The following is a 23,779-nucleotide window of genomic DNA, read 5'->3' on the forward strand; positions in this document are numbered from 1 at the left end:
CATGTTTCACATGACACTACGAAAGGCAGAGAATCAAATGGGTCGAATAGTATATTTGGACAATTTACGTGTTTTTTTAACCATGCTTGTGGTTGTGTTTCACTCATCCATTGCATACGGCGGAGCAGGTTCTTGGATATTAAAAGATGTGGATGATAGTCAATTAAGTGTAACTGTGATTATATTAAGTATCTTCACTGGAGTTTGCCAAGCGTTTTTTATGAGTTTGTTTTTCTTTTTATCTACTTACTTTATTCCAGCTTCCTATGACAAAAAAGGTCCAGTATCTTTTCTAAAAGGGAGATTGATTCGTATCGGAATTCCGCTTTTATTCTACTATTTTATCATTGGACCGATAACGAACTGGTTTGCTCATTTCTCCAGCCGAATGACCTTATCACAATTTTACATTCAAAAGGTTTTTTCGTTTCAACAGAATTTTTTTGGACCCGCTTGGTTTTTAGAAACGCTTCTTTATGCGAGTATAGTTTATGCACTCTATCAATTTTTTACAAAGCCGAATAAGAAAAAAACAATAGATTTCCCAAAAGGTAAGACACTAGTTCTAATCGCTTTTATTTTTGGATTCATTGCCTTTTCAGTTCGTTTGATTTACCCAACTGGAACGGGTATATGGGGGCTTCAATTTGGTTATTTCCCATTGTATTTACTCTTTATGTGGGCCGGAGTTGCCGCATACCGTCACAAATGGCTTGAAAATATGTCAGAAAAATTGGTTAAAACGTGGAAAATCATTGGCCTTATTATGATTCCCATTTTTCCCGTTGGTTTAATTGCCACTGGTGCTCTTAGCGGGAACCTTAACTTTTCAGGAGGAATGAATACTCAAGCCCTGTTTTATGCGTTATGGGAGCCATTCTTATGCTTTGGTATTTGCATAGGCTTGATTGTTTATTTTCAAAAACGGTGGAATTTCACGAGTCATTTTATTAACCTTTTGCGTGAAAGTGCCTACACCGTATATTTGATTCACCCGCCAGTTATTGTTGGATGGACAATGGCATTCCGTCCTTTCGGATTACCGCCATTTGTAAAATTTGTCTTAGTTGCTCCTTTGAGTGTGGCTACATGTTTTATAATCGCTTTTTTCATTTTAAGAATTCCGCATGCCAAAAAGATATTATAATAAAACTTGAGAAACCGTCTCCATGTTTCAGACCTTATTAGAAAGGAATACTAAAATGCTATATATATGGGATATCGAAAGGATCATTCGAGATACATTAAATGAGCATCAGTTAACTATTAAGTATGAGTTCAACAATAAACTAACCACACCTATGAGTTATAACGTATCGACCAATACAATAAAGTTTAATTATCTTAAAGTGAATGGGTATATAAGCATTATGAACGTACAGCTGAGAGAAACCAATGAAAACTTTGTTAAGCTTCTTCTCTATCATGAAATTGGGTATTATTTAGACTTTAAGAAAAACAAACATGATTTAAGGATTCTCATGTATGGTGATGAAGAGGAAAAAGAAAGCCTTAAATCTAAAATCGAAACGAATGCTTGGGAATACGGGAGAACTGTAGTACCTCAAGAATTATTAGAATCTTATGATAAAATGCGCGAATTAGATAAAATGTTAGTCAAGGAATGAAACATGGGGGCGGTTCTACTGTTTCATAGTGAAACGTCAGAACCGCCCCCGTGTTTCCAGCCTTATGAAAGACTTTTTAAAAGTACCTCTACTTGTTGTTTGAGTGTAGGAATTTTATTTTGGACTACATCCCAAACAATCCGATCATTAATGGAGAAATAACCATGAAACATCATATCCCTCATTCCCGCCATCTTTCTCCATTCGATTTGGGCATTGATGTTTCGAATCTCTTCTGGAATGTTTTTGGTCGCTTCTCCAATGACTAAAATGTTTTTTATAACCGCATCAGCAACTAAATCATTGTTAATGAAATCCTCATAAGATAATCCTTTAGTAAACTTTTCAACTTTAACTGCAGCGGTTAAAATGTCCTCTAAGAAAACTCTAGGCTCCCTCTGCATACTTGATACTCCTTAAAACACTTGGCTTTAGAGCCGGCTTAATATCATCTAATATGACCAAATCTACTCGCTTCTGAAAATGATCTTCAAGGTTGAATTTTAAGTCCATGTAATTATCAAAAGACAAGGAAGTATCAAAAAATTCCACTATCACATCAATATCACTAGACTCTTTTTGCTCTTCCCGGCTGTAAGAGCCAAACAATCCAATTCGCTTTACACCATATTTTTCTTTCCATATATTTAGGTTTTTCGACAATTCATCTAGAATTTCTTGCTACGATAACATACTATCACCGCCATTTTTTTGATATTCATTATTTACTTACATTATAACATTCCACATTTTATATATTCTCTACAGCAAAGAAAAAAGCCTTGTAAGAGGTTAACAAAGTCTAAAATCTATTTTGTTCGCTGAAAACTACGCAATTTCTTCAAATGTGAAACATGGGGACGTTCTTTACGGGGACGGAATTTTTGCGCGAAAAAAGGCACAATGAGCGCTTGACTGCTCTTTGTGCCTTTTGATGTTCTTGTCATTACTCTTCACGCAAAACTTTTGAGGGGAACTTTTCTCTGAATACAAATCTTCGGATGCTTCACTTCCTTATCCGACAAAGAGTCCACATTTTCAACAGCTTTAGCCACCATTTTATGGACGTTTGAATCAAGTGGGTGAGGTACCAAATCCCCTGGTTTCGTGCATGCCGCGATCGCTTCGGCTGCAGCGACTAGCATCGAATGAGTAATCTCGTTGAATCCTGCATTCAACACCCCTCGGAATATTCCCGGGAATCCCAAGACATTATTCACAGAGCGTCCATCCGCTGCATAGACAGCCCCCGCTTGCAGGGCTTCCTCCGGTTCAATCTCTGGTTTTGGATTAGACAGGGCCAAAATGACTTGACCTTGTCGCACCCATTCCTTTTTGATAAGTCCTGGGATACCAGTTGTGGCTATAACAATGTCACTACATTCCATAAGTTTTTCGATACTGTCTACAGAACAGCCTCCATAATTCTCCAAGCGTGTCATGGCTATTTGGGACTTGTCCGTCCCAATCACATTCTTTACTCCATAGGCCATCATCATCCGACAGATAGCTAGCCCTGCCGCTCCCAGGCCAATTTGCCCCACACGTGCTTTTCTCAAGTCAACCCCGGCACTTTTGCAGGCAGAAATGACTGCAGACAAGGTGACAACAGCTGTTCCATGCTGGTCATCGTGCATAACAGGAATGTCTAACTCCCTCTTCAAGCGTTCTTCTACTTCAAAACAATGCGGGGAAGCGATGTCCTCCAAAAGAATCCCGCTAAATCCTAAGGAAATACTCTTCACGGTTTGGACGATTTGATCTGGATCTTTCGTATTTAAAAGAATAGGTACCCCATTGATACCAGCCAATTGGTCGAATAGGGCTGATTTCCCCTCCATTACCGGCATCCCAGCAACAGGGCCAATGTCTCCAAGACCGAGTATCGCTGTCCCATCTGTGACAATAGCCACTGTATTACCAATGCTTGTATAGATTCCTGCTTTTTCTGGTTCTTCCTCTATTACACGGCAAACGTCTGCTACTCCTGGTGTGTATACTCGTCTCAGGTCTGCTAAAGATTCAATAGGCATTTTGCTTTTCATCTGAATCTTTCCCCCTTCATGTGAACGAAGGACTTCATCAGAGACCGTGTGAATTCGAAAACCTCCTTCTAATTGATGGACAGCCTCCAACAACTCGGATAACTGTTTTTCATGCTCTACTTGGACAGTGATATTACGCGTTGTATAATTAGGACCCACCTGTATGGTTTCGACTTCACCTATATCTCCTCCCGCAAGACCGATTACTGTTGTCAATTTCCCAAGACTCCCTGGCACCGAAGGAATCTCCACCATTAACGTACGAATGATGTGTTTGTTAGCCATACTAGAATACCTCCAAATTTTATTAAAAAAGTGTATATTTCCTCTTTCAAAGCCCCGCAGAATATGGAAGCTTGATAGATTTTCTTTCTACCCGCTTTAATGGGCATAGTCTAAAAAAATGATCTTAATCATCGAGCTTATTTCATCCTATTTAATTTCCGTCAAATAGAGCTGCCCCTGAAATACCTGGGTTTGTCATTTCATAAGGGTTTAAAATAAGATCAAGTTCTTTCTCTGTTAACACATCATATTGCAAGCATAACTCGCGTACTGATTTACCTTTCAAAATGGCCTCCCGTGCGATTCGTGCCGCTACCTCATAGCCAATATGCGGGTTAACAGCCGTAATAATCCCTACGCTTTTTTCCACATATTCTTTTAAACGTTCTTCGTTTGCTTCAATACCTGTCAGGCAGTAGTCTGTAAAAGCCTTGAATGAATGGCTCATTATGCTGATGGATTGCAGTAAATTAAAGACTAGCACAGGCTCCATTACATTTAGTTCCAACTGGCCGGCTTCGGAAGCTAAGCAGATGGTATGATCATTGCCTATTACTTGGAACGCTACTTGGTTAATCATCTCTGCCATAACTGGATTTACCTTTCCTGGCATGATAGATGAACCTGGCTGGCGGGCAGGCAAGGTGATTTCGCTTAGACCCGCACGAGGACCAGAGGCCATTAAACGCAGGTCATTGGCTATTTTAGACATGTTCATCATGCATACTTTTAATGCCGCTGACACTTCTGTATAGGCATCAGTATTTTGGGTAGCATCAACAAGATGTTCGGCAGCAACAAGAGGGAGACCGCTAATAACTGCCAAATGCTGGACCACCTTTTCAATGTAATAAGGGTCAGCATTTAATCCTGTTCCAACCGCAGTTGCCCCCATGTTCACTTCATACAAATGCTGACGTGATTGACGAATACGCTTAATATCACGCTCCAACACACGGCTGTATGCTTCAAACTCCTGGCCAAGACGGATTGGCACAGCATCTTGCAGATGTGTCCGTCCCATTTTAATCACATGGTCGAATTGTTCTGCCTTTTTCTTAAAAACATCAAGCATATATTCCATTGTGTTTAACAATTTTTCTAGTAAATGTAAAGTGGCGATATGGATGGCAGTCGGGAACACATCGTTTGTAGATTGTGACATATTTACATGAGTATTTGGACTTAATTGACCATAGTCTCCCATTTCCATTCCAATCAACTCAAGGGCACGGTTAGCAATCATCTCGTTTATATTCATGTTCATTGATGTACCCGCACCGCCCTGGATTGGATCGACGATAAAATGATCATGCCATTTGCCTTCAATGATCTCTTCTGCAGCCTGGACGATTGCCTTACCAAGTCCATCGTACAAGCGTTTCGTATCCATATTCGCCAAAGCCGCAGCCTTTTTCACAATAGCTAAAGCTTTAATTAAATCTTCGTGGACACGATAGCCTGTAATAGGAAAGTTTTCGACCGCGCGTAATGTTTGGATACCATAATAGGCATCCACTGGTACTTCCTTTGCTCCTAAGAAATCCTTTTCCATGCGAACATTTTGTTTTATTTTGACCATTGACATGGTGTCTCCTCCTTATTTTTCCGCTAGTTTACGCTACGTCCGATTGCTTAACGGATTGGATGTAGTCGTTTGCTTTTTCTTGGTCAAATTCACCTTCCCACTTGGACATGACAATCGCTGCCAATGAATTCCCCAAGACATTAACCACTGTTCGTGCCATATCTAAAATACGGTCGATACCGGCAATAAATGCAACGCCTTCAAGCGGCAGTCCCATCGAACCAAGTGTTGTTAAAATGACAACAAATGACGCACCCGGAACGCCTGCCATTCCTTTTGACGTTAGCATGAGCACTAGTAATAATGTAATCTGTTGTGTAATGGATAGATCAATACCATATATTTGTGCTACAAAAAGTGAAGCAAGGGCTTGATAAATCGATGAACCATCTAAATTAAACGTATAGCCTGTTGGAATAACAAAAGAGGTAATGGATTTCGGACAACCATACTTCTCCATTTTGTCCATAAGCCTTGGTAATACAGCCTCTGAACTTGCCGTTGTAAAGGCCAAAATAAGTTCGTCCTTTAATACTTTCATGAGAACAAATATGCTTGTCCCAGACATTTTCGCAATCATTCCAAGGATAACGAGTATAAAGAATACCATTGTTACATAAACAGCTATCACTAATTTTCCCAAAGGAATTAACGTTGCCACACCAAATTTGGCAACGGTTACACCAATCAGCGCAAATACTCCAAACGGAGCCAACTTCATCACTTGGTTGGTCACCCAAAACATTGCTTCTAATACACCTTCAAAAAAGCTAAGGACAGGTTTTCCTTTTTCTCTTATTGCTGCAACCCCTAGACCGAATAATACAGAGAAGAAAATAATCGGCAGCAAGTCACCCTGGGCCATGGATTCAAATATGTTTTTCGGCACAATATGAACAATCGTTTCTGCAAAGCCTTGGCCTTCAGCTGTCTTCGTCGTTTCTTCATATTTTGAAATATCACTTTTTTCAAGATTACTAGTATCTAAGCCAGAACCTGGGTGGAACAAGTTTGCCGCTAGTAATCCAATAGCAATAGCAATGGTGGTCACAATCTCGAAATAAAGAATGGTCCTCCCGCCCAATTTCCCCAATTTTTTAATATCGCCAACTCCAGCTATTGAAACAATTAATGCCGCGACGACTATTGGAATGACAATCATTTTAATTAAATGAATAAAAATATCGCCCATTGGCACCATAATGGCCATAGCCATTTCATTGCCATGGAATAAAGTACCGACAACAATACCTAGTACAAGTGCAACTAAAATTTGTGTAGCTAATCCAAACTTTTTCATTTAAACTCCTCCTTAGTATTTAGTTGGTAACATTTACAATGTTCTGAATATTTAAATCTTACAACCCGGCCTACTAAAACCTACTAATTCATACTGAAACATACTGAAACTTTTTAAAAAATTCCTTTCAGACTATTAAACTAATACCTGAGATGACCTGAGAAGCAGGGATACAACTTTTCTACTGTAAGAAAAAGGAAAAAGATAAAATAAGGATCTTAATAAAAAACTAAGCCGTTCTCTTTTGGAGTACCCACGTAGGAAAAAACATATATAAAAACAAGTATAAAAGCAGTGGATTTCACACCCGAAATCGCACTGCTTTTAGCATTATGTATTACTTATAGGTGATTAGTTTGAAGATTAAAATAGAAAGTAATGAAGATATAAAATCCATAGCTAGAGTTTATTTTGATGGTTAGAAGACTATTTATGTCACTAATATCAATAGAATTCTCTACTTAATTAACATTAATAAATGTAGAGAAAGGATAACTTAATCGCTATCCTTTCATCTTAATTTCACTCCCTAATCCTGTTAGTTGATAAAATTTGTTGTCTGTTATTATTAAGTGTCCTCATCGCTTTTGTACTCCAAAATATCACCTGGCTAACAATCCAAAGTCTTACATATCGCTTCTAATGTTGAAAAACGAACCGCTTTTGCTTTCCCATTTTTTTGGAATGGAAAGATTCGCCATAGTAATTCCAACCCTTTCCGAAAGCTCGGTTACGCTCATTTTTCGTTTTGCTAACATCACATCAATATTTATTATAATTGCCATATCCTTCACCTCAGACCGTCAAATCATTTTCTGATTTGATGTTAATCGCTTCTTGCAAAAGCCTTTGAAGAACAGCAGCAAAAACTGAGATAACAAACGAAGCAAAAGGAATGACCATTCCAACAAATATGAGACCTAGGGCAATGTTAATTGTTTTTTGGCTGTGAATCCAAGACATTCTTTATAGGTATTTGAAGAACGGTTACAAAAGCTACGACGACGCTTGTTGCTAAAATCCCCATTAGACCTAGAGATATTGGACCTGCTGCGTCATCACCTGTGAATTGAGCAAGCACCCTTAAATAAACTATCGCTAACAAAATGAAGAAAATGACAATAAAAGCGCATTTTCTTATTACCTTCAAAGATTGAAGAGATAACTCAGAGAAAGCATTGTTCTTTTCGATATAGGTTAAAAGTTTAAATACTTGATGCAACGCTACAGAAAACGTAATACATATTCCATATGCACATACCAAAAGTGGATATAGCGAATAATCACCTGGACGTTCTATCACGTCTCTTCTGGCTGCTTCAGGCAACAAAAATATACACACGGCAAGCACTGCAATTCCAACCAGAAAAATGATGACCTTTAAGAAAGTGGTAGAACCTCGTTTAACATTCATATAAAACACCTCATTTATTTAATGACAATGCGATTTTAACATAGAATTTATCGTTTTAAAATAAATAATTATTGTTTTTTATTATATTTTTATTGTTAGGGGAATATCCTTTGATTTTTGACAAAAAAAGCATTTCTCATTAAAAAGAAATGCTCTTACTTTAAAATGTTAAATTTACAACTTGTTCAACAAAACTTCCAAATAGTGTTTAAATTGCCAAGTCTATTCGCAAAGCAATGAGCGGAAGCATAATTTTTATTATGCTCGTACTAATTCACCTTCTATTAATCATGTTAATTTTGGTATATAAATCGTCATAAACTCCACTAAATAAACAAAATAGCAAAGGGAGTTCTTATGTGAATAACTCTGCTATTTTAGCTGCTTTTATATGTGTTTTTAAACCTGCGGGTACCTCGAAAGAGAACGACTTAATAAAAAACTCTTTCCTCTTTTTATTTATTTCAGTACAATGTGGTATGTTTTTATTTAGTATGACTGGGGAGGAACCATGTTGAAGAAGCAGTTATGGATTTTACTATTAATGATGATCGCGGTGCCTCTTGCGGGTGAATTCAAGTTTTATCCATTTGAAGATACATTTAGGGTCAGTTTAGGGACCCCTGTTTTTTTCCTGTTTTTGCTGTGGGAGAGAAGGATTCATCCGTATATTGCCGGTTTTATAGCGGGAATGAGTGTATTTGTGTTTCGTTATTGGTTGGCTGTTGGGATACGGGACCTATCTGTTGAGGAAGCGATATATCTACATTTTCCCGCCTTCGTTTATTACGTCATGTACGCGTTCATATTTCATTGGATAAAATTGAACCAACGGCACGATCAGCCTTTAATGCTTGGGCTTTTGGGAGGGGTGACCGAGCTTTCTGCAAGCGTATCGGAAATGGTCATCCGTTTTTTACTGAACAATCAGGACATATCCTTGCTTTCCATTAATCAACTCATTGTTATCGCCTTTATTCGCAGCTTCTTCGTTCTCAGTTTTTTTACTATTTTCAAGCTGAGAGAAGCAAAATTCGCTGAAGAAGAGCAGCGCAGACAAAATGAACAAATGCTTCTTTTTATTTCAAATTTGTATGAAGAATCCGTTCAGTTAAAGAAAACAATGCAAAATGCGGAAGAAATCACGCGCACTTGTTATGATTTTTACCGCCGGTTACATTCAGGAAACACCAGTGTCCTCGATGCGCAAACAGCGCTGCAGATTGCTGGTCTTGTGCATGAGATTAAAAAAGATAATCAGCGAATTTATGCGGGGCTGTCGGAGCTTATGGCTTCTGAACGCCTGCAGGATTATATGAATATCAAACAACTCGGAAACATCATGTTCGTATCCAACAGACGATATGCGAAGTCCCTGCATAAGAATATTTCGTTTTCTTTACATGTGGATGGAAATCATCCTCCATACCATGTATACATAGTATTATCATTAATAAATAATTTGTTGACCAATGCCGTAGAAGCTATTAAAGAAGAAGGGGTCGTATCTCTGCATGTGAAAAAGAAGGATCAATTCGTGGAGTTTTGTGTCAGTGATAATGGTCCCGGCATTGCACAGAGGCTGAAGGAAGTCATTTTTACGGAAGGCTTTACAACAAAATTTGATGCAGCTGGAAATCCTTCAACAGGCATCGGCTTATCATACGTGAAACAAACGGTTGAAAAATGGGGAGGACATATCAGACTTATGGATAAAAATAAGGAAACCGTATTTATGATTGAAATACCGGTGGATGCGTTGATAGAGAAGGGGTTAGTGAGATGAATTATTTCATTATAGATGATGATCCTGCTATTCGAGCAATGCTGACAGAAATAATCGAAGACGAAGATTTAGGAACTGTGGTGGGAGAAGCTGAGGACGGATCATTCGTTGATAATGGCTTGTTGTCTATTAAAGAAGCAGGCGTTGTCTTAATTGATTTACTTATGCCAATAAGGGACGGAATAGAAACGGTCCGGGCTCTTGTTGATAGCTTTGCTGGAAAGTTTGTGATGATATCGCAAGTGGAAGCGAAGGAGCTCATTGGAGAAGCATATAGTTTAGGAGTGGAATACTACATTACAAAACCATTGAATCGCCTTGAAATTGCAGGCATATTAAAAAAGGTAAACGAGCGGATGCTGTTGGAACAATCCATTCGGGGCATTCAAGAATCATTGAGCTTATTTACAAGCCGTCCACAGTCTCCATTTGTACCTTCCTTCCATACTAAAAATATTCTGGAAGCCGGACGTTCTTTAATTTCCGATTTGGGCATGATTGGAGAAGGTGGAAGCGAGGATTTACTGAGGATTTTAGGATTTCTCCAAAATGAACAGCAAAGACTCGGATCTTCCTTCAAGTTTCCATCTTTAAAGGCAACCTTCGCAGGTATCGCTGCTGAAAAGCTGGGAATAAAAGCGACGGAGACGGAAGTCCAAAAAGAGATGAAAGCCTCCGAACAGCGCGTACGCCGGGCTCTTTACCAGGCGCTTATTCATATTGCTTCATTAGGATTGACGGATTATGCAAATCCAAAATTCGAAGCCTATTCTTCTACGTTTTTTGACTTTTTGGAAGTCCGCAAGAAAATGCTAGAGTTGGAGGACAAGAGCAATAAAGCTAGCAATCAGAGCCGCATTAACATGAAAAAGTTCATCCAAGCGTTGTATATGGAAGCGGTGAGGCTGATAGAATACTAAACCATTTAAAGTTAACCCTCTGTCGGTATGGGTTTGGGACACAGGGACAGGTTTGTCCCTCAGTCCCTCAAAACTAAGATTCGGTTCCAGTATACTTTCTACACTCTATAGAACAATCTAGACATATTTGACCGCACCTATGTGATAATTCATCAGGTTGCTCATGTAGACAATGAATACCACAATCTTGACAAATCTGTACACATAGCAAAGCGAGTGATTGCGCTTCTTCACCTTGACGAGCAATTACTCTTGCTGTTATAGAACAGATGTCTGCGCAATAACTTAACAATGTCAGTTGTTTTTCTCTTTGAAGTACATCCATCGTTCGATGTATTACTGAGCTTGTATAATTGCACATGGCCGCACAGTTTTGAAGTACTTGTATGAGTCGTTTCTCATTTCGCACATGTGAAAAATTGCTAAAATAATACATTTGAGGATAATACATATTCGTTCACCTCCTCCATTTCTTATGCTATTCTCCATGAATGTCCTAAGTATAGGTAATTGTCACAAATCGCAGAAAGAAAGGGGCGATGAGCACAGTCAAGATTAAAATGCAACGGGTCACCCTAGGTAGCAGTTAAAGACCTGCTTTTACCTGATTTAGGTTCCTTAAACGGAACGCCGGGACGGTTCTGATGTTTCATAAAAACCACTTATAGATTTAGCCTTTCCTGTCAATGAAACGCGAGAGCCGTCACCATGTTTCCCCTGAGGATAATGAGTAGGAAAAAGAACTCAGGCCCTGTCAGCACTGAGTTCTCTAAATCATTCTGGAATTATATTGTCTACTTTATGAACCGAAACGCACTGTCACCATTCCTACCCAGCTTCTATGAGAAGCCACCGCTCTTCTTATTGAATATTTACTTCCACCGGCTCGGCCACAAGGTTCCATTCCTTGCCATGTGCGGTAAAGGTATGTGTGACGAATACATTTACTTTTCCCGGTTTGAGTGCTTTAATGGTATTTCCTTCAACGGTTACAGTGTCTTGATCGCCGGATACAAAGAGCTTTGTTTCAATATTTTCTTTCTTGTCTTCACGGTAATGCATAAACGCTTTCGCTTGGATATCCGCGGTATCGCCTACTTTTAGATTCCTCTTCTTAATTGGCGTTTCCAGGCGGATGGGTACATCTGTCAACCATTGCGTATAGTCCGTGATGGGCCCGATGATTCCTTGCTCCAGCTGATTACCTAAGTGCTGTTCATTTCTATACGTCCAGTGCATGTTCATCATACCGCGCTGGCGCATGTATGTGATAAACTCTTCAGATAAGCTTCCATAGCTTGCATTCAGCGTCGCGTTCATGCCAGATGCGTAGCTGAGCATCTTCTGGGCATCCTTCAGCCGTGCCTCTGTTGTACCTGGAACACCCGCTGAGAACAAGTACCCAATACCGACTGTTGGATTTACCTCGTCTGATTTAATGATTTCCCCTAGATGGAAGCTTTGGATTAAGACTTGATCCGTCATGCCTTCCTCTTCAATTTCCTTCATGACCTGCTCTGCGATACCAGTAGCCTTGTTTTCAACCAGTAATACAACATCTTTTCCTTTAAAAGCCTGTAAGTATTCTTTAAAAGTCGGTACCTTTTCACCTGCAAATTCAGGACCAAATTTGATACCCGCATCTAAAGCACGGATTTGTTCAAGCGTTAAGTCTGCTACGGCTCCTGTTCCGTTTGTCGTACGGTCAACCGTATAATCGTGCATAATGACAAGATGTCCGTCCTTTGTCCGGTGTACATCGGTCTCGATTAAATCGGCACCAAGATCATAGGCTAATTGATAACCGGCCATTGTATTTTCAGGAGCAAGCGATGGCACTCCTCGGTGGGCCGCTACAATCGGACGCTGAACGATTGTATTTTTAGGATATTGACTGTATGCAGCCACAGCTGCCTGTTCATTCTCAGCAATGATTCCATCCACACCTAAATGAATGAGTGTGTGTGCGTCACTTTCACTTTCTCCGCCGACACCCCAAACAGAGATAGTACGGCTATGTAAGTAGTGCACCACTTCCGGCGTGAGCAGCTTTTGTGGAATCGCAGCAACCTTGGCATTGCTTTCATGAATTTCTAATGCCAATTCCTTTAAGTCATGTTTATTTAGGGAGTTTTTTGTGTATAAAACCGTTCCTCTTGCAAACGGTGTACCTTCCTTCAATTGCTTTACCAGCTCCGCCTCTGAGGACAGTACGTGAATGTCTTGAAGCTGTTTTTCTTTTATAAAAGCTTGAAGAGGTGCAATGGATGACTCGTCCTGAACTTGAAAAATAGGAATCATCTTTCCTTTCATTGCTTCCATTACATCGGAAAGCGGTGTTTCATTGACAAATAATTCATCCAGTTCATTCGTTCTAACTGGTAAAATCATCGAAGAAACATCCTGGCTATTCTTGATTTCACCGACGTTTTCAAAATTGGAAATAACGGTTGGTGCATTGACGATATTGGTTTCAGGCTCCTCAGCAAGAAATGCCTTTGAGTTCTCGAGCGGCGGCAATTCTTCTGAAGTCGTCGTTACCTTTACGTTATCAAATTGCACAGTTACGCCGGCCGCTTGAAATCCAACATCACCGTTTGACCATTTCGCTGCTAAGTCTGTGTCGATCACAAGCTGGCCATTGACAAATTGCTGCACACGATTATCTTTTGCTACGATTTTTAAATGATAGCTTTTACCGAACTGAAAAGATTCTGGATAAAAGGTCTTTTCAGGAACATTCCAGACATTTTGCTCGGTCCGCATGGCAAATTCCAAGCCATTTAACGCCGTTGTCCCTCTTCTTACCGCAAATTGATAATAAGGATAGTTACTATCTTGAACACGGTACATCATCGAAGCCCAACGTGTATCTTCAACAGCAGAAATAAACGTCATATCGGCCTCAAATACATAATCACCTGTCTCCTCTTCTAATGGAATGAGAACGCGGCTCGGTTTTGAAGTTGCCGGTGAAGTCAGCTGCAGTTTTCCATCCACAATAGCGGCTTGGCCTTCAATCAGCTTCCAGCCATTCGGCAATGCTTCTCCCGTCAATTGATCAAAATTCTCTGTAACTAGTAAACTCTCTTGTGCGCTGGCATGAACCGTCGTACCAGCCGCTCCTGCTGGAAAAGAACTGATACCAAGCGCCATTAAACCTGTTAACACAATCGGAGTCACTTTTCTTTGCTGCTTTTTCTGTTTTTTTCCCATATTACGAACCTCTTCCTACTATTAATAGATTGGCTATGTCATATTGTGTCAAACAAACTATGGAGAAAACATGAAGTAAAGGTGAATATTATTAAAATAAAAAATCATAGGTCGAGGGACATGGAGACCTGCCCCTCTGTCCCTTCCCCTGTTTAACTAACAAACTTCAAGTGAGGCCAAGCACCATGCCTATTACGGTAACGGAACTCAAGTGTTACGCTGAACAAATTTTTCCCACTTTTTACTTTCCTCTAATGGTTCCGGTTTGATGCTTTGGTCGTTTGCTGTTAAGTCGATTCCATAGTCTTTGGCAAAGACCATATGTGTTTCGACTAAAACACCTTCTTTGTTTTCATCTAGATGAAAGACTCTGGCCCCGCGAAGTCTGTTTCTTTCAGCACCTGAAAGGCCGTAGGTTCCAAATCCGGTGTTACCCGCATAGCCAAGTAATACTCCGTAATAATTACCATGGTAGGTATTTATATGGTCGTGGCCGCAGAAGACGCCTTTCACATCGCCTCGGTCTAAAATAGCTGAAAACATGCCGCTGTTAAATGGTCCTGGACATTCATCTTCATTTCTTTCTCCGACAATATTGTGCTTGGCAACCGCACGTTCATGGGCTGCAGCTGATCGGTCATCCACACTTGAGAACCACATAAAACGATGCTCCCACAGCGGGATATGCAAAAACATAAGAGAAGGAATTTTTCGATTGTATTGTTGCTCAATTTGTTTGGACGTTTCAAAATACCAATTCACCTGGTTACCGCGAAGCCAGTCCCATGTTGGATACCCTTTAAAGTCTTGACCATCAATGGTTCCAGGAGCATATCTTCCACTATCGAGCAGCCAAAGGTTAAAAGCAGCATCCGTGCCTTTGGAGTTATTAATAAGAAGATTCATATTCCCTGTTCCTGTGATGCCTTTTTCACTCGGTTGGTTCATATTATGTTTATAATTCATGTAAATTTGTAACATATCTGCTTCATCAAGACCGCTTTTCGGAGTAGAATCTTCATCATGATTTCCGTAAGTAATCGCCCACTTAATCCCTCTTTGTTCCATAGGCTGGGCCACATTATTAATGGCTTGTCTTGTTTCCATCGGAGTATCGGTACCTCCAGTTATCACATCGCCATTGATAACAACAAAGTCCGGCTTTTCTGAATCCAGTACTTTTTCCATTAATTCAATCGTTCTACGGTCAATATTTTCATCATCTTGTGTATCATTGAATTGGACAACTTTGAATTTTCCATCAGAATTAAACTTGAGCTTTGCATTGAAATTAGGTTTAGCAGCAGCCTGCGCAGTAGCTGAATCACCGAATAAACCGGTTGGAAGCCCTGCAGCACCCATGGTTAACGCCAGTGTACTCACACCACCCACTTTAATAAACTTTCTTCTATCAAAAGAATAGTTTTGGTCTTGATTACTCATAGGAATCCTCCATTCAGGTATGTTAAACTTTGTCTCTATCATAATTCGACAATACTAAAAAATGATTACCCCAAAATGAAGATTCGTAAAGAGATATTAATATTTCATTCATCAGAATAAGATAGAAAATCCCTTGATTCTATTACTTTTTCACTAATCCTTGGAGAGCTTTGAAGGACTTTTCTTATCCCAACTCTTCTTGTCAAGTTTCTTTTTCCTTATCAAACCTTTTCATTTAATGCTTTCGGCCCAAAAAATTCCAATTACTTTTCTTTACATTCCAATTGAAATCATTCGTTTTCTTTATAATGGATTTACTCAAAAGTCTTAAAATTAACAATTGGTAATCTATTTTGAGGGACACAGGGACAGGTCCATGAACTGCACCCTAATTGTTAGACACAAAAACTAACAATGACAAAAACTAACAATGGGAGGTGCAGTTCAGAACCATCCCCCTGTTTACGAATAAAAATATCCCACTATGAAACACTAAGAATCAAATGAACAAAAAGACTTGATACCTTTATTTTTTACTATAAAGGAGGTTCTTTATGTGTTTTGTACAAATTGCGGAAATAATGTAGATGAACAAGATAAGTTTTGCTCGAGTTGTGGGAAAGAGATCAAAGGAAGGGATCCATTCAAACCGTCGTCTACAAAGGAGGAAACTATTAATAGGATAAAAAATGCTGGGGATAAATCACTAATACAATCCATTTACATAATCTACGCCATTGTTTTGTTAGTAGCTTATTTTATCGTTTTAGCTATGTTTGTACCAACATATGAGGACAACGTTGCCACTTGGCTTTTAGTTATATCGACTTTTCTCATAGATGGGTGGGTACTTCATAAATTAAAAAAACAAAATATACAGGAAGTATTTATTTTAATTGCTTGTACTAGTTTTGTTTCTACTCTTTTTTTCGCTGTATCTACAGGCGAAGATGCTGGAAATGGACTTTTCTTTGCCATGTTATCGACCTTTATAAATATGGGTATAGCATATGGTTCATTACTAGCTATTAGAAAACTTGAAAAAGTAGTTAAAGAATCAAGTAAGAAAACGACATAGCTAGTAAGGTGGTAGTGATGATCAAAAGGTTCAATACTCTTAATCCAGTTATTAAAATTATATTGTCTATTACGATTCTTATCGCAGTAGGATTCCTTCTAACAAAAATCACGACCTTTTTTCTTGACCGTCAAGTTAATGAAGAAGACCTCGCTTATGTGGATTGGTATAATGAAACTTCCTCAGAAATGAATGATATCATTAACGAAGCACAATTTATTTATGAGGAAATCGAAAGAACTCCTGACACTTATATTGACTTAACGTCTTATATGATGATGAAAGATAATCTTTCAGACTTAACAGACGAAATTATCAACTATCCTAAACCTAAAAATCGAATACTAAAAAAAGCACATAAATTATATATAAAGGAGTCAATATATGCCCTACAAGCAATGAAAGGTCTCGATGAATTCGTGGATAGTCGGCAGTATTTTAGTACCGGCCCTTCCGATTATTTAGCCAACATTTTAAATGCTAATTCATCAGGTATGCAAGCAGGCAGCCTGGTTTATGATTTTCGTGATATAAATGATGCATGGTAGAAGCTTTTGAAACGCTGGGACGGTTCTGATGTTTCATCAATGTCTGGATGGAATCAATTGAAACGCGGGAATGTCCCAGTGTTTCTTCATAAGGTAACAAACTTAGTAAAAATCGCTGGCATTATCGTATGTGTAAGTACCGAAAATGATTGGAGAACAATCATATACAACAAAGCATGTCTCGTAAGGGAATGGTTTGGATCATGCAAACATGGAGAATTTCTTTGGCTTATTACAATCTGAACTACTGTATCTGCGGGAATTGAAGAGTATGGACCATTTTAAGAGAGAACGGGAGAACTCTATTTACCATTACAAACGCATGAAGGTAAAACGAAAAGGATTGCCCCCCGTATACAACACAGAGAACAATCCTGTTTAGCTGCATAAAATTATTTGTCTAGCTTTTTGGGTTCAGTTCAGAATCGTCCCCATATTTCTAAACCCTGGAACAAGTGCTGCCCCAGGGTTCAATTTTAACTTATTTTACAGCTTCTTTTAATTCTTTTCCTGGCTTAAAAGCTGGAACTTTTGACGCAGCAATCTGTATTTCTTCGCCTGTTTGAGGATTACGTCCTGTTCTAGCTGAACGTTCACGTACTTCAAACGTTCCAAATCCAATTAATTGGATTTTTTCTTCTTGAGCAAGCGTGTTAGAAATCGTGCTAAATAACGCATCCACTGCTTTAGCCGCATCTTTCTGTGATAGTTCAGCTTGCGCTGCCACTGCTTTTACTAATTCTGTTTTATTCATTTTTTACACCTCTACTTTATAATTTTTATGTAAGAACTACAAATATAGCACATAGTAGTCTCACATTCTACTTTAACACCAATTCTTCATTCAACTGTAATCTTTTTTCCTCTGACTGATTGGAAGCATGTTCATAAAACCGTTGAAATAGATAAGAAAGATAAGGTTTTAGTTCAAATTGATCATAAGCAACAAAGTCTGTAAACTGCATTTCACCTTCTCTGTACATGATTATTCTCCCTTATTTACTTACTGTATCTCCATGATTTCCAACCTATTATTCTTTTATACATCGAAATGAAATAAAGTGAAACTTCCATCAGTGGGGGTTTTCTTCATCCCCCACTGATGGTTAGTTGCGGCCCACAGGATGTGGGTCACACAGACGTTGCCACAAATGTGGCGTTCTTAGTCTGTGATTCCACGAATGGACCTTTACGGGCAGCTGGTCCCCACTTATCTTCTTTTGTATACTCAGAATCTTGAGGTGGGGGTCTTACTGCCCGTTAAGCGTGGGATAAAAGTTATGAACTGCCAGGCACGGTTCTGCTGTTTCATAACAAAGCACTGGAGATATTTTCATCTTCAAAGAGCAAATGAAATGCGAGAACCCTCCCCATATTTCCAGTAAACATCAAAAAAGCCGATTCTATTGAGAGTCGACTGGATAGATAACTAATTCAAATAAAGCAAATTCACATCAAATACATTTAAAAAGAAAATAATAACAAGAATGGATAATCCCCATGCTAAAAATGGACGTTTGTAATGGATATACAGCATAACAAAAAGAATAATATCAAACAAGAATGACCACCACATATTCCAGCCGTTGAAATGATCTATAAGATCGAGAACATGAAGACCAATTATTTCCGTAATGACATACAGAATCACCCAAAATGCAATATAAAAAACCTGATTCACTCTTTTTTTAGGAAAATGATATAAGTATATCATCACCGTTGCAGGATACACCGTTATCATAATCCACACATTCGCTAATGTATGATTCGGAAACAACCAACTTTCGTTATAATTCCATGTTGGATTACTATACGTAAAAATGTTATATAGTAAATCACCAATAACCAAGAATAAAATCGTTGGATAATATTTTTCTATGTTTCTCCAATCTCCAAATCTCAATCCAAGAACGATACACATGATTCCAAAACTAACCATTAAAATCAAGACCTTTTCAAAAATTTACATGATAAAAATATACCAATGAGCTTTTTTTAAGTTAGATAGTTGTTAGAAATACAACCTTCGACCAAAAAAATACTTATATCTTGTCTGAATTCTATAACATTAATCTTTATTGTATCTACTTTGCAATTAGACTATAAAGAAAATTCTAATAACTGACAGTGATAAAAATCACAGCATTTTTTTCTAAAGTATGGTAGTCCAATTGCAAAAAAAAAAATGAAAGGCCACCTTGTCCAGTAGGTGGCCTTTTCGTTGGAACGCTTGAAATATCGGAAGACTATCATTCATGGCACACACTATTCAACATTTTTTCGTACACTTAAATGCACAGCTTTTATTCCCACTAGTAAAGAATAATAAAAGTATTTATTCTAACGATAAAAAATTTTAATAGAACACCGGGACGGTTCGGGGCTGCTGAAAAACACTTTTCTGACAGATTGTCATAGAAATCCATTCAGGTTGTCCCAATCAAGGCCTCATTCGGACAGATTTCCCGAAAACCCCAATAGCGTTGTCCTATCAATTAGGATGCTTCTGTTATATACTACCGCTTGAAATTCACTTTTATATTTTTTCAGCAATCTCGGACGATTCTACTGTTTCATATTGAAACGCGAGAATAAACCGTCCCCATGCTTCACTCTCCTGTACTATAGTTATAGGATTTAAAAAGCAGGTTTGCGAAATCGCCGCGCATAATCGGTTCGTGTGTACCATAGGATGTTATTGTTCTACCTGCCGTTATTTCTGCCCCGTACAGTGCCTCGATGTATGGTTCAAACACACTGCCATTGACATCCGTAAAAGGTGTCTCGGCAGCTCGATCTGTGAGATCAAATGTAAGGGCAAGTATTTTTGCCACGGCACCACGTGATAACGGTTCATGCGGTGCAAAGCGATCGCTTGTTACCCCTGAGACAATTCCTTCAGCGGCGAGCGCATTGACCGCTCCTTTTACACGAGGATTTAAATCAGTAAAGCCGGCATCTGGGGCATTTTCGGTATCATAGCCCATTAACCTAGCCATGATGACAGCTGCATCGCCTCGTGTAATATTCTGATACGTGCCAAACTCCGTTGAACTGAATCCCTGTACGATTTCAGCCTTATGCAAATAATTAACCGCTTCAGCATAACGTTCATTTACATCGGTAAACGCACTAGGTTCAAGCCCATCTTCTTTACCATCATCCTCTACACCACCATCATCTTCCCCATACACAGCGCGAATGTTATCCACGTAGAGACTGCCTTTCGTCATCGGTCCAGCTGTTCCTGAATTCGTTGACATTAAGCGAATGGCCTGCGTGCCATGGAGTTTGAAAGGTCCAGTAAAGGCTGCGGGAATGTCCGCCTTCACATATTTCCAACCTGTCCAATTGATGGCCGAAGCCAAGGTCAGCGTTTGATTCGTACCATTTCCATCGACAATCATCATGCGCAGCCAATAGCCCTGTGCTTCCGGAGTGCCATATACCCACATCCCGATGCTTGTTGGTTCGCCATCAATTGAAACTGCTTTGCCAGGTCCTGCATAAACGCCAAGTGTCGCTCCTGTTTGTGCTTTTGTAAAATCAAAATCAATCCCTAGCGCGTGGCTGCCATTTTGTACAGGTGCTGGGGCACTGGCAAGATGTACACTGCTTGTTTCCCCGCGGTTTGCTGTAGAGGTCTTCCAACTGCCGAGCGATTCTTCGAAGTTAAAAAGAACCTCTGGGCTCCTCCCAACAGATACCTTCGTTTGTGCTGTAAGGTTTGTTCCCTTCAAACGGGCCGTAATGGTGCCTGTGACGCTTTGGTTGCCAGTGTGCAGAATCCCGTTTTCATCAATGGTTCCTAGACCTGCTGGAATATCAAATTCGATATCCTGAGGATTCCACTTTACATTTCTTTTTTGAAACTGAGTGGTTAAATTCAAAGGCATCTCGCTGTTTCTTGCGAGTGTCAATTCCTGTGAACTGAAATACATGTGATCTGGATTTTCCACTTCAATAATCGATCTTCCAACCTCTGTTCCTTGATAGTTTAATAGAACATGGAACTGGCCAGTTTTTCCACTAGAAACAAAGGTTCCATTCTCATTAATCGTACCGAAGGATGGATCTTCCACTGCCCAAGTTAAACCGGTTGCCGGCAAGGAAGCAGAAGCATAGGATTGATCTCTGCCTTTCGCACTGAATTGAATCGTTGAACCTGGAGTAAAGGATTGATCATATGGCTCGATATGAGCATTATGGAAAACCTGGTCAGATGGTGCCTTGTTCACGATAAGCCAGCTGTTTGCCACGCTTCTTTCCGATCGGTCAGACGGTGAATTATCCAGTTCCAGCCCATTACCGTCAAGTTCACGTGTGATAAAAGTAGAAGAACCGCCGCCATCCAAATTCAGAGCGGTCACAGCGCCCAAGTCAATCATAAGCTGCGCTAACTCCGGCATGGAGATTCCGCTTGAATAAGGCTCCTGCCTTCCATCAATAACAGCAAAGAAAACGTCGCCGTCTGCCTTAATCCCTACTGCTGTACGAGGTTCGACATCTCCACCGGTTTTCGGTGTTTGATACACTTGACTATCTTTTACAAGAATCGCATTGCCGCCAAGTGCCTCCTGCAATTGATCCTTGACTCCCTCATATTCCTCGCTGCCTCCGATGAGCGCTTCACCCGATTTGGTGATGCCGAAGAAATAATGAGTGGGGCTGATATCCGTCTTTAGCGCTTGTCCGTTTTTATGGACAATTCCAACCGGTTCGCCAGTGGCAAAATAAAAAAAGTCCGCATTGACAGCCGCTACGACTCTATGATTCTCTCGATCGGCACTAGTCGCCTGTTTTTGAACAGGCTGAAGTCCAAAGGCCGTGCCATCATTCGGTGTTCCTGCTTCAATGGATAGATTGGGCGTTTGCCTATCAATATCGATGACAAAACTCTCAATCTTCTTTCCGTCTTTCCCCTCGAATGTATAATGTTTTTCTGTTACGCCAGGTGCAAGAACTGCCTCATACTCATTAATTGCCGTTTGCACCACTGCTGAATGTAAATCAAAGCTTCCTAAAGCGGAAGCATTCAGCGGCGTCAGAATATTGCCAGCCAATACGGCTGAGAACGTAATCGCCAATATTCTCCTCTTCCTAATCTCTTTCCTCATCATTTTCCTCCTCGCTTGACGACCTGACCTTTTTGAATCCCTATGATGGGCAAGGTCGACATTTGTCTGTGTTCTAACTGAAAGTTATGTAGAATTATGTAGAAACAATAACACTAGTTTAGCATAATAATAGAATATTAATCTCAGTTAAAATGACATGGGTATAAAAGAGGAGACGCGGGGACGGTTCGAAGGCACTGAAAAAGTCCATCTAAAAAGAAAAGGAAGTAGATCAACTACTATATGTAGAAGGTCTACTTCCTCTTCTTACTTTATGTTGATGAAAAAGTCCGCTAACTGTTCCAGGTAAACACTTTTTCAGCAGTCTCGAACCGTCCCGGCGTTTCATATAAAGAAAACATGGCATCAAAACCAATTTCCTCTAGAATTTTGTTGTGGTGAGTATATTAATGTTGGTTTAGGTTTGTGTTCACTGACAGGGTTCTTATTTGACTTTTTTCTTTTCGTATCCCTTTCTATTAAATGATCAAGTTTTTCAATTGCCCTTTCTAGCTCTAACTCAGTTATTTCCCCTTTAGCATATAAACTGCATAACATTCCATATGCAATCGCTTTTGAATGAATATCTATATTTACAATAAGATCAACATCTGAGTTTCCACTATGTCCAACCAGTGAATGTACTTTATTCTCAATGGGTCTCTCCAATTCCTTCCCTCCTTTTTTAAAAGAGGGATACTAGATACTAGTATCCCTCGAACTCGTATCCCAAATAAAGCTTCCTTTATTAATATTTCTTTTTCTTTTGTTCGTGCTTTTGCTTTTGTTCGTGCTTTTTTTCTTTTTCGTGCTTTTTTTCATGCCTTTTTTCTTGCTCTTTTTCTTGCTCTTTTTCGTACTCTTTTTCGTGCCTTTTTTCTTGCTTTTGCTCCTGTTCGGATTCAGATTTTGTGCGTACTTTAGCTGCTGAATCGCTATCAACGTTAATCTCTATATAAATGCTAGAGTTTCCACTTTGAGTTACACGCGAATTAGCAACGTTCGTATTTTTGTCTTTTACATTAACATCTGTTTCATTTTCTGCTTCATTATCGATTCTTGTTTTAAACTCATTTTCAACATCGACGTCAACGTCAGCTCCAGAACGTCTTTCGTTACCGAAAATATCAGAGTTTTTCCATACTTTACTCATTCATCATTTCCCCCCTTCAAATCAGAATAATATAATGTATTCTCTTGTCGGATTTTTGTTTAGACAAGCATCCCTTTGAAATATTTAAAATTTCGATTTTACAAAAAAATGATAAAAGAATTTATGAAAGAAGGAAAGAAATAAAAAATGCACCACAAAAAGACAAACTCATGCAGTTTGTCTTTTTGTGGTACTAACATGAAAGAATGATCCAAATGTAACAGAATAATCTCTAGCTGTATTAAAACAAATATCTAC

At 39.3% G+C, this 23,779-nt stretch carries 20 protein-coding genes and 3 pseudogenes; 7 read left to right on the forward strand and 16 right to left on the reverse strand.

Translation table 11 applies throughout. The features are described from left to right. Positions 1 to 37 precede the first annotated feature (37 nt). Both F4V44_RS15560 and F4V44_RS15565 read left to right on the forward strand, forming a co-directional pair. A complete protein-coding gene (locus F4V44_RS15560) occupies positions 38 to 1,147 on the forward strand; it encodes an acyltransferase family protein (RefSeq protein WP_191090702.1) in 1,110 nt (369 codons plus the stop codon). Positions 1,148 to 1,202: 55 nt separating this feature from the next. Next, entirely contained in the window at positions 1,203 to 1,628 is a 426-nt protein-coding gene (locus F4V44_RS15565; protein WP_150440945.1) for a hypothetical protein, read from the forward strand. Between the two features lie 62 nt (positions 1,629 to 1,690). Here the strand turns inward: F4V44_RS15565 and F4V44_RS15570 are convergent, their stop codons facing one another. The 8 genes and pseudogenes from F4V44_RS15570 to F4V44_RS15605 all read right to left on the reverse strand — a co-directional run bounded on the left by F4V44_RS15570 (position 1,691) and on the right by F4V44_RS15605 (position 8,260). Continuing rightward, entirely contained in the window at positions 1,691 to 2,032 is a 342-nt protein-coding gene (locus F4V44_RS15570) for a HepT-like ribonuclease domain-containing protein (RefSeq protein WP_150440946.1), read from the reverse strand. Next, the gene (locus F4V44_RS15575; RefSeq protein WP_191090703.1) at positions 2,016 to 2,291 is read right to left on the reverse strand and encodes a nucleotidyltransferase family protein; all 276 of its coding nucleotides are present in this window, start codon (positions 2,289 to 2,291) and stop codon (positions 2,016 to 2,018) included. Before F4V44_RS15575 ends, F4V44_RS15570 begins: the two co-directional genes overlap by 17 nt. Before the next feature lie 290 nt (positions 2,292 to 2,581). Further along, positions 2,582 to 3,958: an NAD-dependent malic enzyme gene (locus tag F4V44_RS15580; protein ID WP_150440947.1), complete on the reverse strand. Its 1,377-nt coding sequence runs from the start codon at positions 3,956 to 3,958 to the stop codon at positions 2,582 to 2,584. Positions 3,959 to 4,109: 151 nt separating this feature from the next. Beyond that, a complete protein-coding gene (gene aspA, locus F4V44_RS15585) occupies positions 4,110 to 5,540 on the reverse strand; it encodes an aspartate ammonia-lyase (RefSeq protein ID WP_150440972.1) in 1,431 nt (476 codons plus the stop codon). Between the two features lie 34 nt (positions 5,541 to 5,574). Continuing rightward, positions 5,575 to 6,846 carry a cation:dicarboxylate symporter family transporter gene (locus F4V44_RS15590; protein ID WP_150440948.1) on the reverse strand — a complete coding sequence of 424 codons (1,272 nt, stop codon included), beginning with the start codon at positions 6,844 to 6,846 and terminating at the stop codon, positions 5,575 to 5,577. Positions 6,847 to 7,456: 610 nt separating this feature from the next. Further along, positions 7,457 to 7,631 (reverse strand): annotated as a pseudogene (locus F4V44_RS15595) (helix-turn-helix domain-containing protein). Between the two features lie 10 nt (positions 7,632 to 7,641). Continuing rightward, a pseudogene (locus F4V44_RS15600) lies at positions 7,642 to 7,773 on the reverse strand (DUF2975 domain-containing protein); the annotation flags it as partial. A 4-nt stretch (positions 7,774 to 7,777) separates the two neighbouring features. After that, positions 7,778 to 8,260: a DUF2975 domain-containing protein gene (locus tag F4V44_RS15605; RefSeq protein WP_150440949.1), complete on the reverse strand. Its 483-nt coding sequence runs from the start codon at positions 8,258 to 8,260 to the stop codon at positions 7,778 to 7,780. A 514-nt stretch (positions 8,261 to 8,774) separates the two neighbouring features. On the opposite strand from F4V44_RS15605, the gene F4V44_RS15610 reads away from it, so the two are divergent. Both F4V44_RS15610 and F4V44_RS15615 read left to right on the forward strand, forming a co-directional pair. Further along, the gene (locus F4V44_RS15610; RefSeq protein WP_191090704.1) at positions 8,775 to 10,046 is read left to right on the forward strand and encodes a sensor histidine kinase; all 1,272 of its coding nucleotides are present in this window, start codon (positions 8,775 to 8,777) and stop codon (positions 10,044 to 10,046) included. Further along, entirely contained in the window at positions 10,043 to 10,966 is a 924-nt protein-coding gene (locus F4V44_RS15615; protein WP_150440951.1) for a response regulator, read from the forward strand. Before F4V44_RS15610 ends, F4V44_RS15615 begins: the two co-directional genes overlap by 4 nt. An 861-nt stretch (positions 10,967 to 11,827) precedes the next feature. On the opposite strand, the gene F4V44_RS15620 is transcribed toward F4V44_RS15615, so the two are convergent. Both F4V44_RS15620 and F4V44_RS15625 read right to left on the reverse strand, forming a co-directional pair. Beyond that, the gene (locus tag F4V44_RS15620) at positions 11,828 to 14,182 is read right to left on the reverse strand and encodes a glycerophosphodiester phosphodiesterase family protein (RefSeq protein WP_150440952.1); all 2,355 of its coding nucleotides are present in this window, start codon (positions 14,180 to 14,182) and stop codon (positions 11,828 to 11,830) included. A 207-nt stretch (positions 14,183 to 14,389) separates the two neighbouring features. After that, positions 14,390 to 15,625: a metallophosphoesterase family protein gene (locus F4V44_RS15625; RefSeq protein WP_150440953.1), complete on the reverse strand. Its 1,236-nt coding sequence runs from the start codon at positions 15,623 to 15,625 to the stop codon at positions 14,390 to 14,392. A 556-nt stretch (positions 15,626 to 16,181) separates the two neighbouring features. Between F4V44_RS15625 and F4V44_RS15630 the strand changes: the two genes are divergently transcribed. From F4V44_RS15630 to F4V44_RS15640, 3 genes and pseudogenes are all read left to right on the forward strand, one after another. Then, positions 16,182 to 16,703: a zinc-ribbon domain-containing protein gene (locus F4V44_RS15630; protein ID WP_191090705.1), complete on the forward strand. Its 522-nt coding sequence runs from the start codon at positions 16,182 to 16,184 to the stop codon at positions 16,701 to 16,703. Between the two features lie 17 nt (positions 16,704 to 16,720). Continuing rightward, positions 16,721 to 17,251, forward strand: coding sequence for a hypothetical protein (locus F4V44_RS15635; RefSeq protein ID WP_150440955.1), 531 nt, complete (start codon positions 16,721 to 16,723; stop codon positions 17,249 to 17,251). Positions 17,252 to 17,355: 104 nt separating this feature from the next. After that, a pseudogene (locus F4V44_RS15640) lies at positions 17,356 to 17,641 on the forward strand (IS3 family transposase); the annotation flags it as partial. A gap of 91 nt (positions 17,642 to 17,732) precedes the next feature. Here the strand turns inward: F4V44_RS15640 and F4V44_RS15645 are convergent. From F4V44_RS15645 to F4V44_RS27410, 6 genes are all read right to left on the reverse strand, one after another. After that, positions 17,733 to 18,005: an HU family DNA-binding protein gene (locus tag F4V44_RS15645; RefSeq protein ID WP_150440957.1), complete on the reverse strand. Its 273-nt coding sequence runs from the start codon at positions 18,003 to 18,005 to the stop codon at positions 17,733 to 17,735. A 67-nt stretch (positions 18,006 to 18,072) separates the two neighbouring features. Next, positions 18,073 to 18,234: a hypothetical protein gene (locus F4V44_RS27405; RefSeq protein ID WP_191090706.1), complete on the reverse strand. Its 162-nt coding sequence runs from the start codon at positions 18,232 to 18,234 to the stop codon at positions 18,073 to 18,075. A 446-nt stretch (positions 18,235 to 18,680) separates the two neighbouring features. Beyond that, positions 18,681 to 19,190, reverse strand: a complete 510-nt coding sequence (locus tag F4V44_RS15650) for a CBO0543 family protein (protein ID WP_150440958.1) — start codon at positions 19,188 to 19,190, stop codon at positions 18,681 to 18,683. A gap of 670 nt (positions 19,191 to 19,860) precedes the next feature. Then, positions 19,861 to 22,368: a phosphodiester glycosidase family protein gene (locus tag F4V44_RS15655; RefSeq protein ID WP_223881914.1), complete on the reverse strand. Its 2,508-nt coding sequence runs from the start codon at positions 22,366 to 22,368 to the stop codon at positions 19,861 to 19,863. 366 nt (positions 22,369 to 22,734) lie between these two features. Next, entirely contained in the window at positions 22,735 to 23,037 is a 303-nt protein-coding gene (locus tag F4V44_RS15660; RefSeq protein WP_150440959.1) for a hypothetical protein, read from the reverse strand. Positions 23,038 to 23,116: 79 nt separating this feature from the next. Then, positions 23,117 to 23,521 (reverse strand): hypothetical protein, encoded by a 405-nt coding sequence (locus F4V44_RS27410; RefSeq protein ID WP_191090707.1) that lies wholly within the window; start codon positions 23,519 to 23,521, stop codon positions 23,117 to 23,119. Positions 23,522 to 23,779 lie beyond the last annotated feature (258 nt).

This window comes from Niallia endozanthoxylica (genome assembly GCF_008710145.1).
GTDB classification, from domain to species: Bacteria; Bacillota; Bacilli; order Bacillales; family Cytobacillaceae; genus Bacillus_BD; species Bacillus_BD endozanthoxylica.

Excerpts from the sequence above, each read along its gene's own strand:
- F4V44_RS15650 (WP_150440958.1), bottom strand. The coding sequence starts at position 19,190 with ATGGTTAGTTTTGGAATCATGTGTATCGTTCTTGGATTGAGATTTGGA.
- F4V44_RS15655 (WP_223881914.1), bottom strand. The coding sequence starts at position 22,368 with ATGAGGAAAGAGATTAGGAAGAGGAGAATATTGGCGATTACGTTCTCA.
- F4V44_RS27410 (WP_191090707.1), bottom strand. The coding sequence starts at position 23,521 with ATGAGTAAAGTATGGAAAAACTCTGATATTTTCGGTAACGAAAGACGT.
- F4V44_RS15625 (WP_150440953.1), bottom strand. The coding sequence starts at position 15,625 with ATGAGTAATCAAGACCAAAACTATTCTTTTGATAGAAGAAAGTTTATT.
- F4V44_RS15645 (WP_150440957.1), bottom strand. The coding sequence starts at position 18,005 with ATGAATAAAACAGAATTAGTAAAAGCAGTGGCAGCGCAAGCTGAACTA.
- F4V44_RS15570 (WP_150440946.1), bottom strand. The coding sequence starts at position 2,032 with ATGCAGAGGGAGCCTAGAGTTTTCTTAGAGGACATTTTAACCGCTGCA.
- F4V44_RS27405 (WP_191090706.1), bottom strand. The coding sequence starts at position 18,234 with ATGTACAGAGAAGGTGAAATGCAGTTTACAGACTTTGTTGCTTATGAT.
- F4V44_RS15560 (WP_191090702.1), top strand. The coding sequence starts at position 38 with ATGGGTCGAATAGTATATTTGGACAATTTACGTGTTTTTTTAACCATG.
- F4V44_RS15590 (WP_150440948.1), bottom strand. The coding sequence starts at position 6,846 with ATGAAAAAGTTTGGATTAGCTACACAAATTTTAGTTGCACTTGTACTA.
- F4V44_RS15615 (WP_150440951.1), top strand. The coding sequence starts at position 10,043 with ATGAATTATTTCATTATAGATGATGATCCTGCTATTCGAGCAATGCTG.
- F4V44_RS15565 (WP_150440945.1), top strand. The coding sequence starts at position 1,203 with ATGCTATATATATGGGATATCGAAAGGATCATTCGAGATACATTAAAT.
- aspA (WP_150440972.1), bottom strand. The coding sequence starts at position 5,540 with ATGGTCAAAATAAAACAAAATGTTCGCATGGAAAAGGATTTCTTAGGA.
- F4V44_RS15620 (WP_150440952.1), bottom strand. The coding sequence starts at position 14,182 with ATGGGAAAAAAACAGAAAAAGCAGCAAAGAAAAGTGACTCCGATTGTG.
- F4V44_RS15605 (WP_150440949.1), bottom strand. The coding sequence starts at position 8,260 with ATGAATGTTAAACGAGGTTCTACCACTTTCTTAAAGGTCATCATTTTT.
- F4V44_RS15580 (WP_150440947.1), bottom strand. The coding sequence starts at position 3,958 with ATGGCTAACAAACACATCATTCGTACGTTAATGGTGGAGATTCCTTCG.
- F4V44_RS15635 (WP_150440955.1), top strand. The coding sequence starts at position 16,721 with ATGATCAAAAGGTTCAATACTCTTAATCCAGTTATTAAAATTATATTG.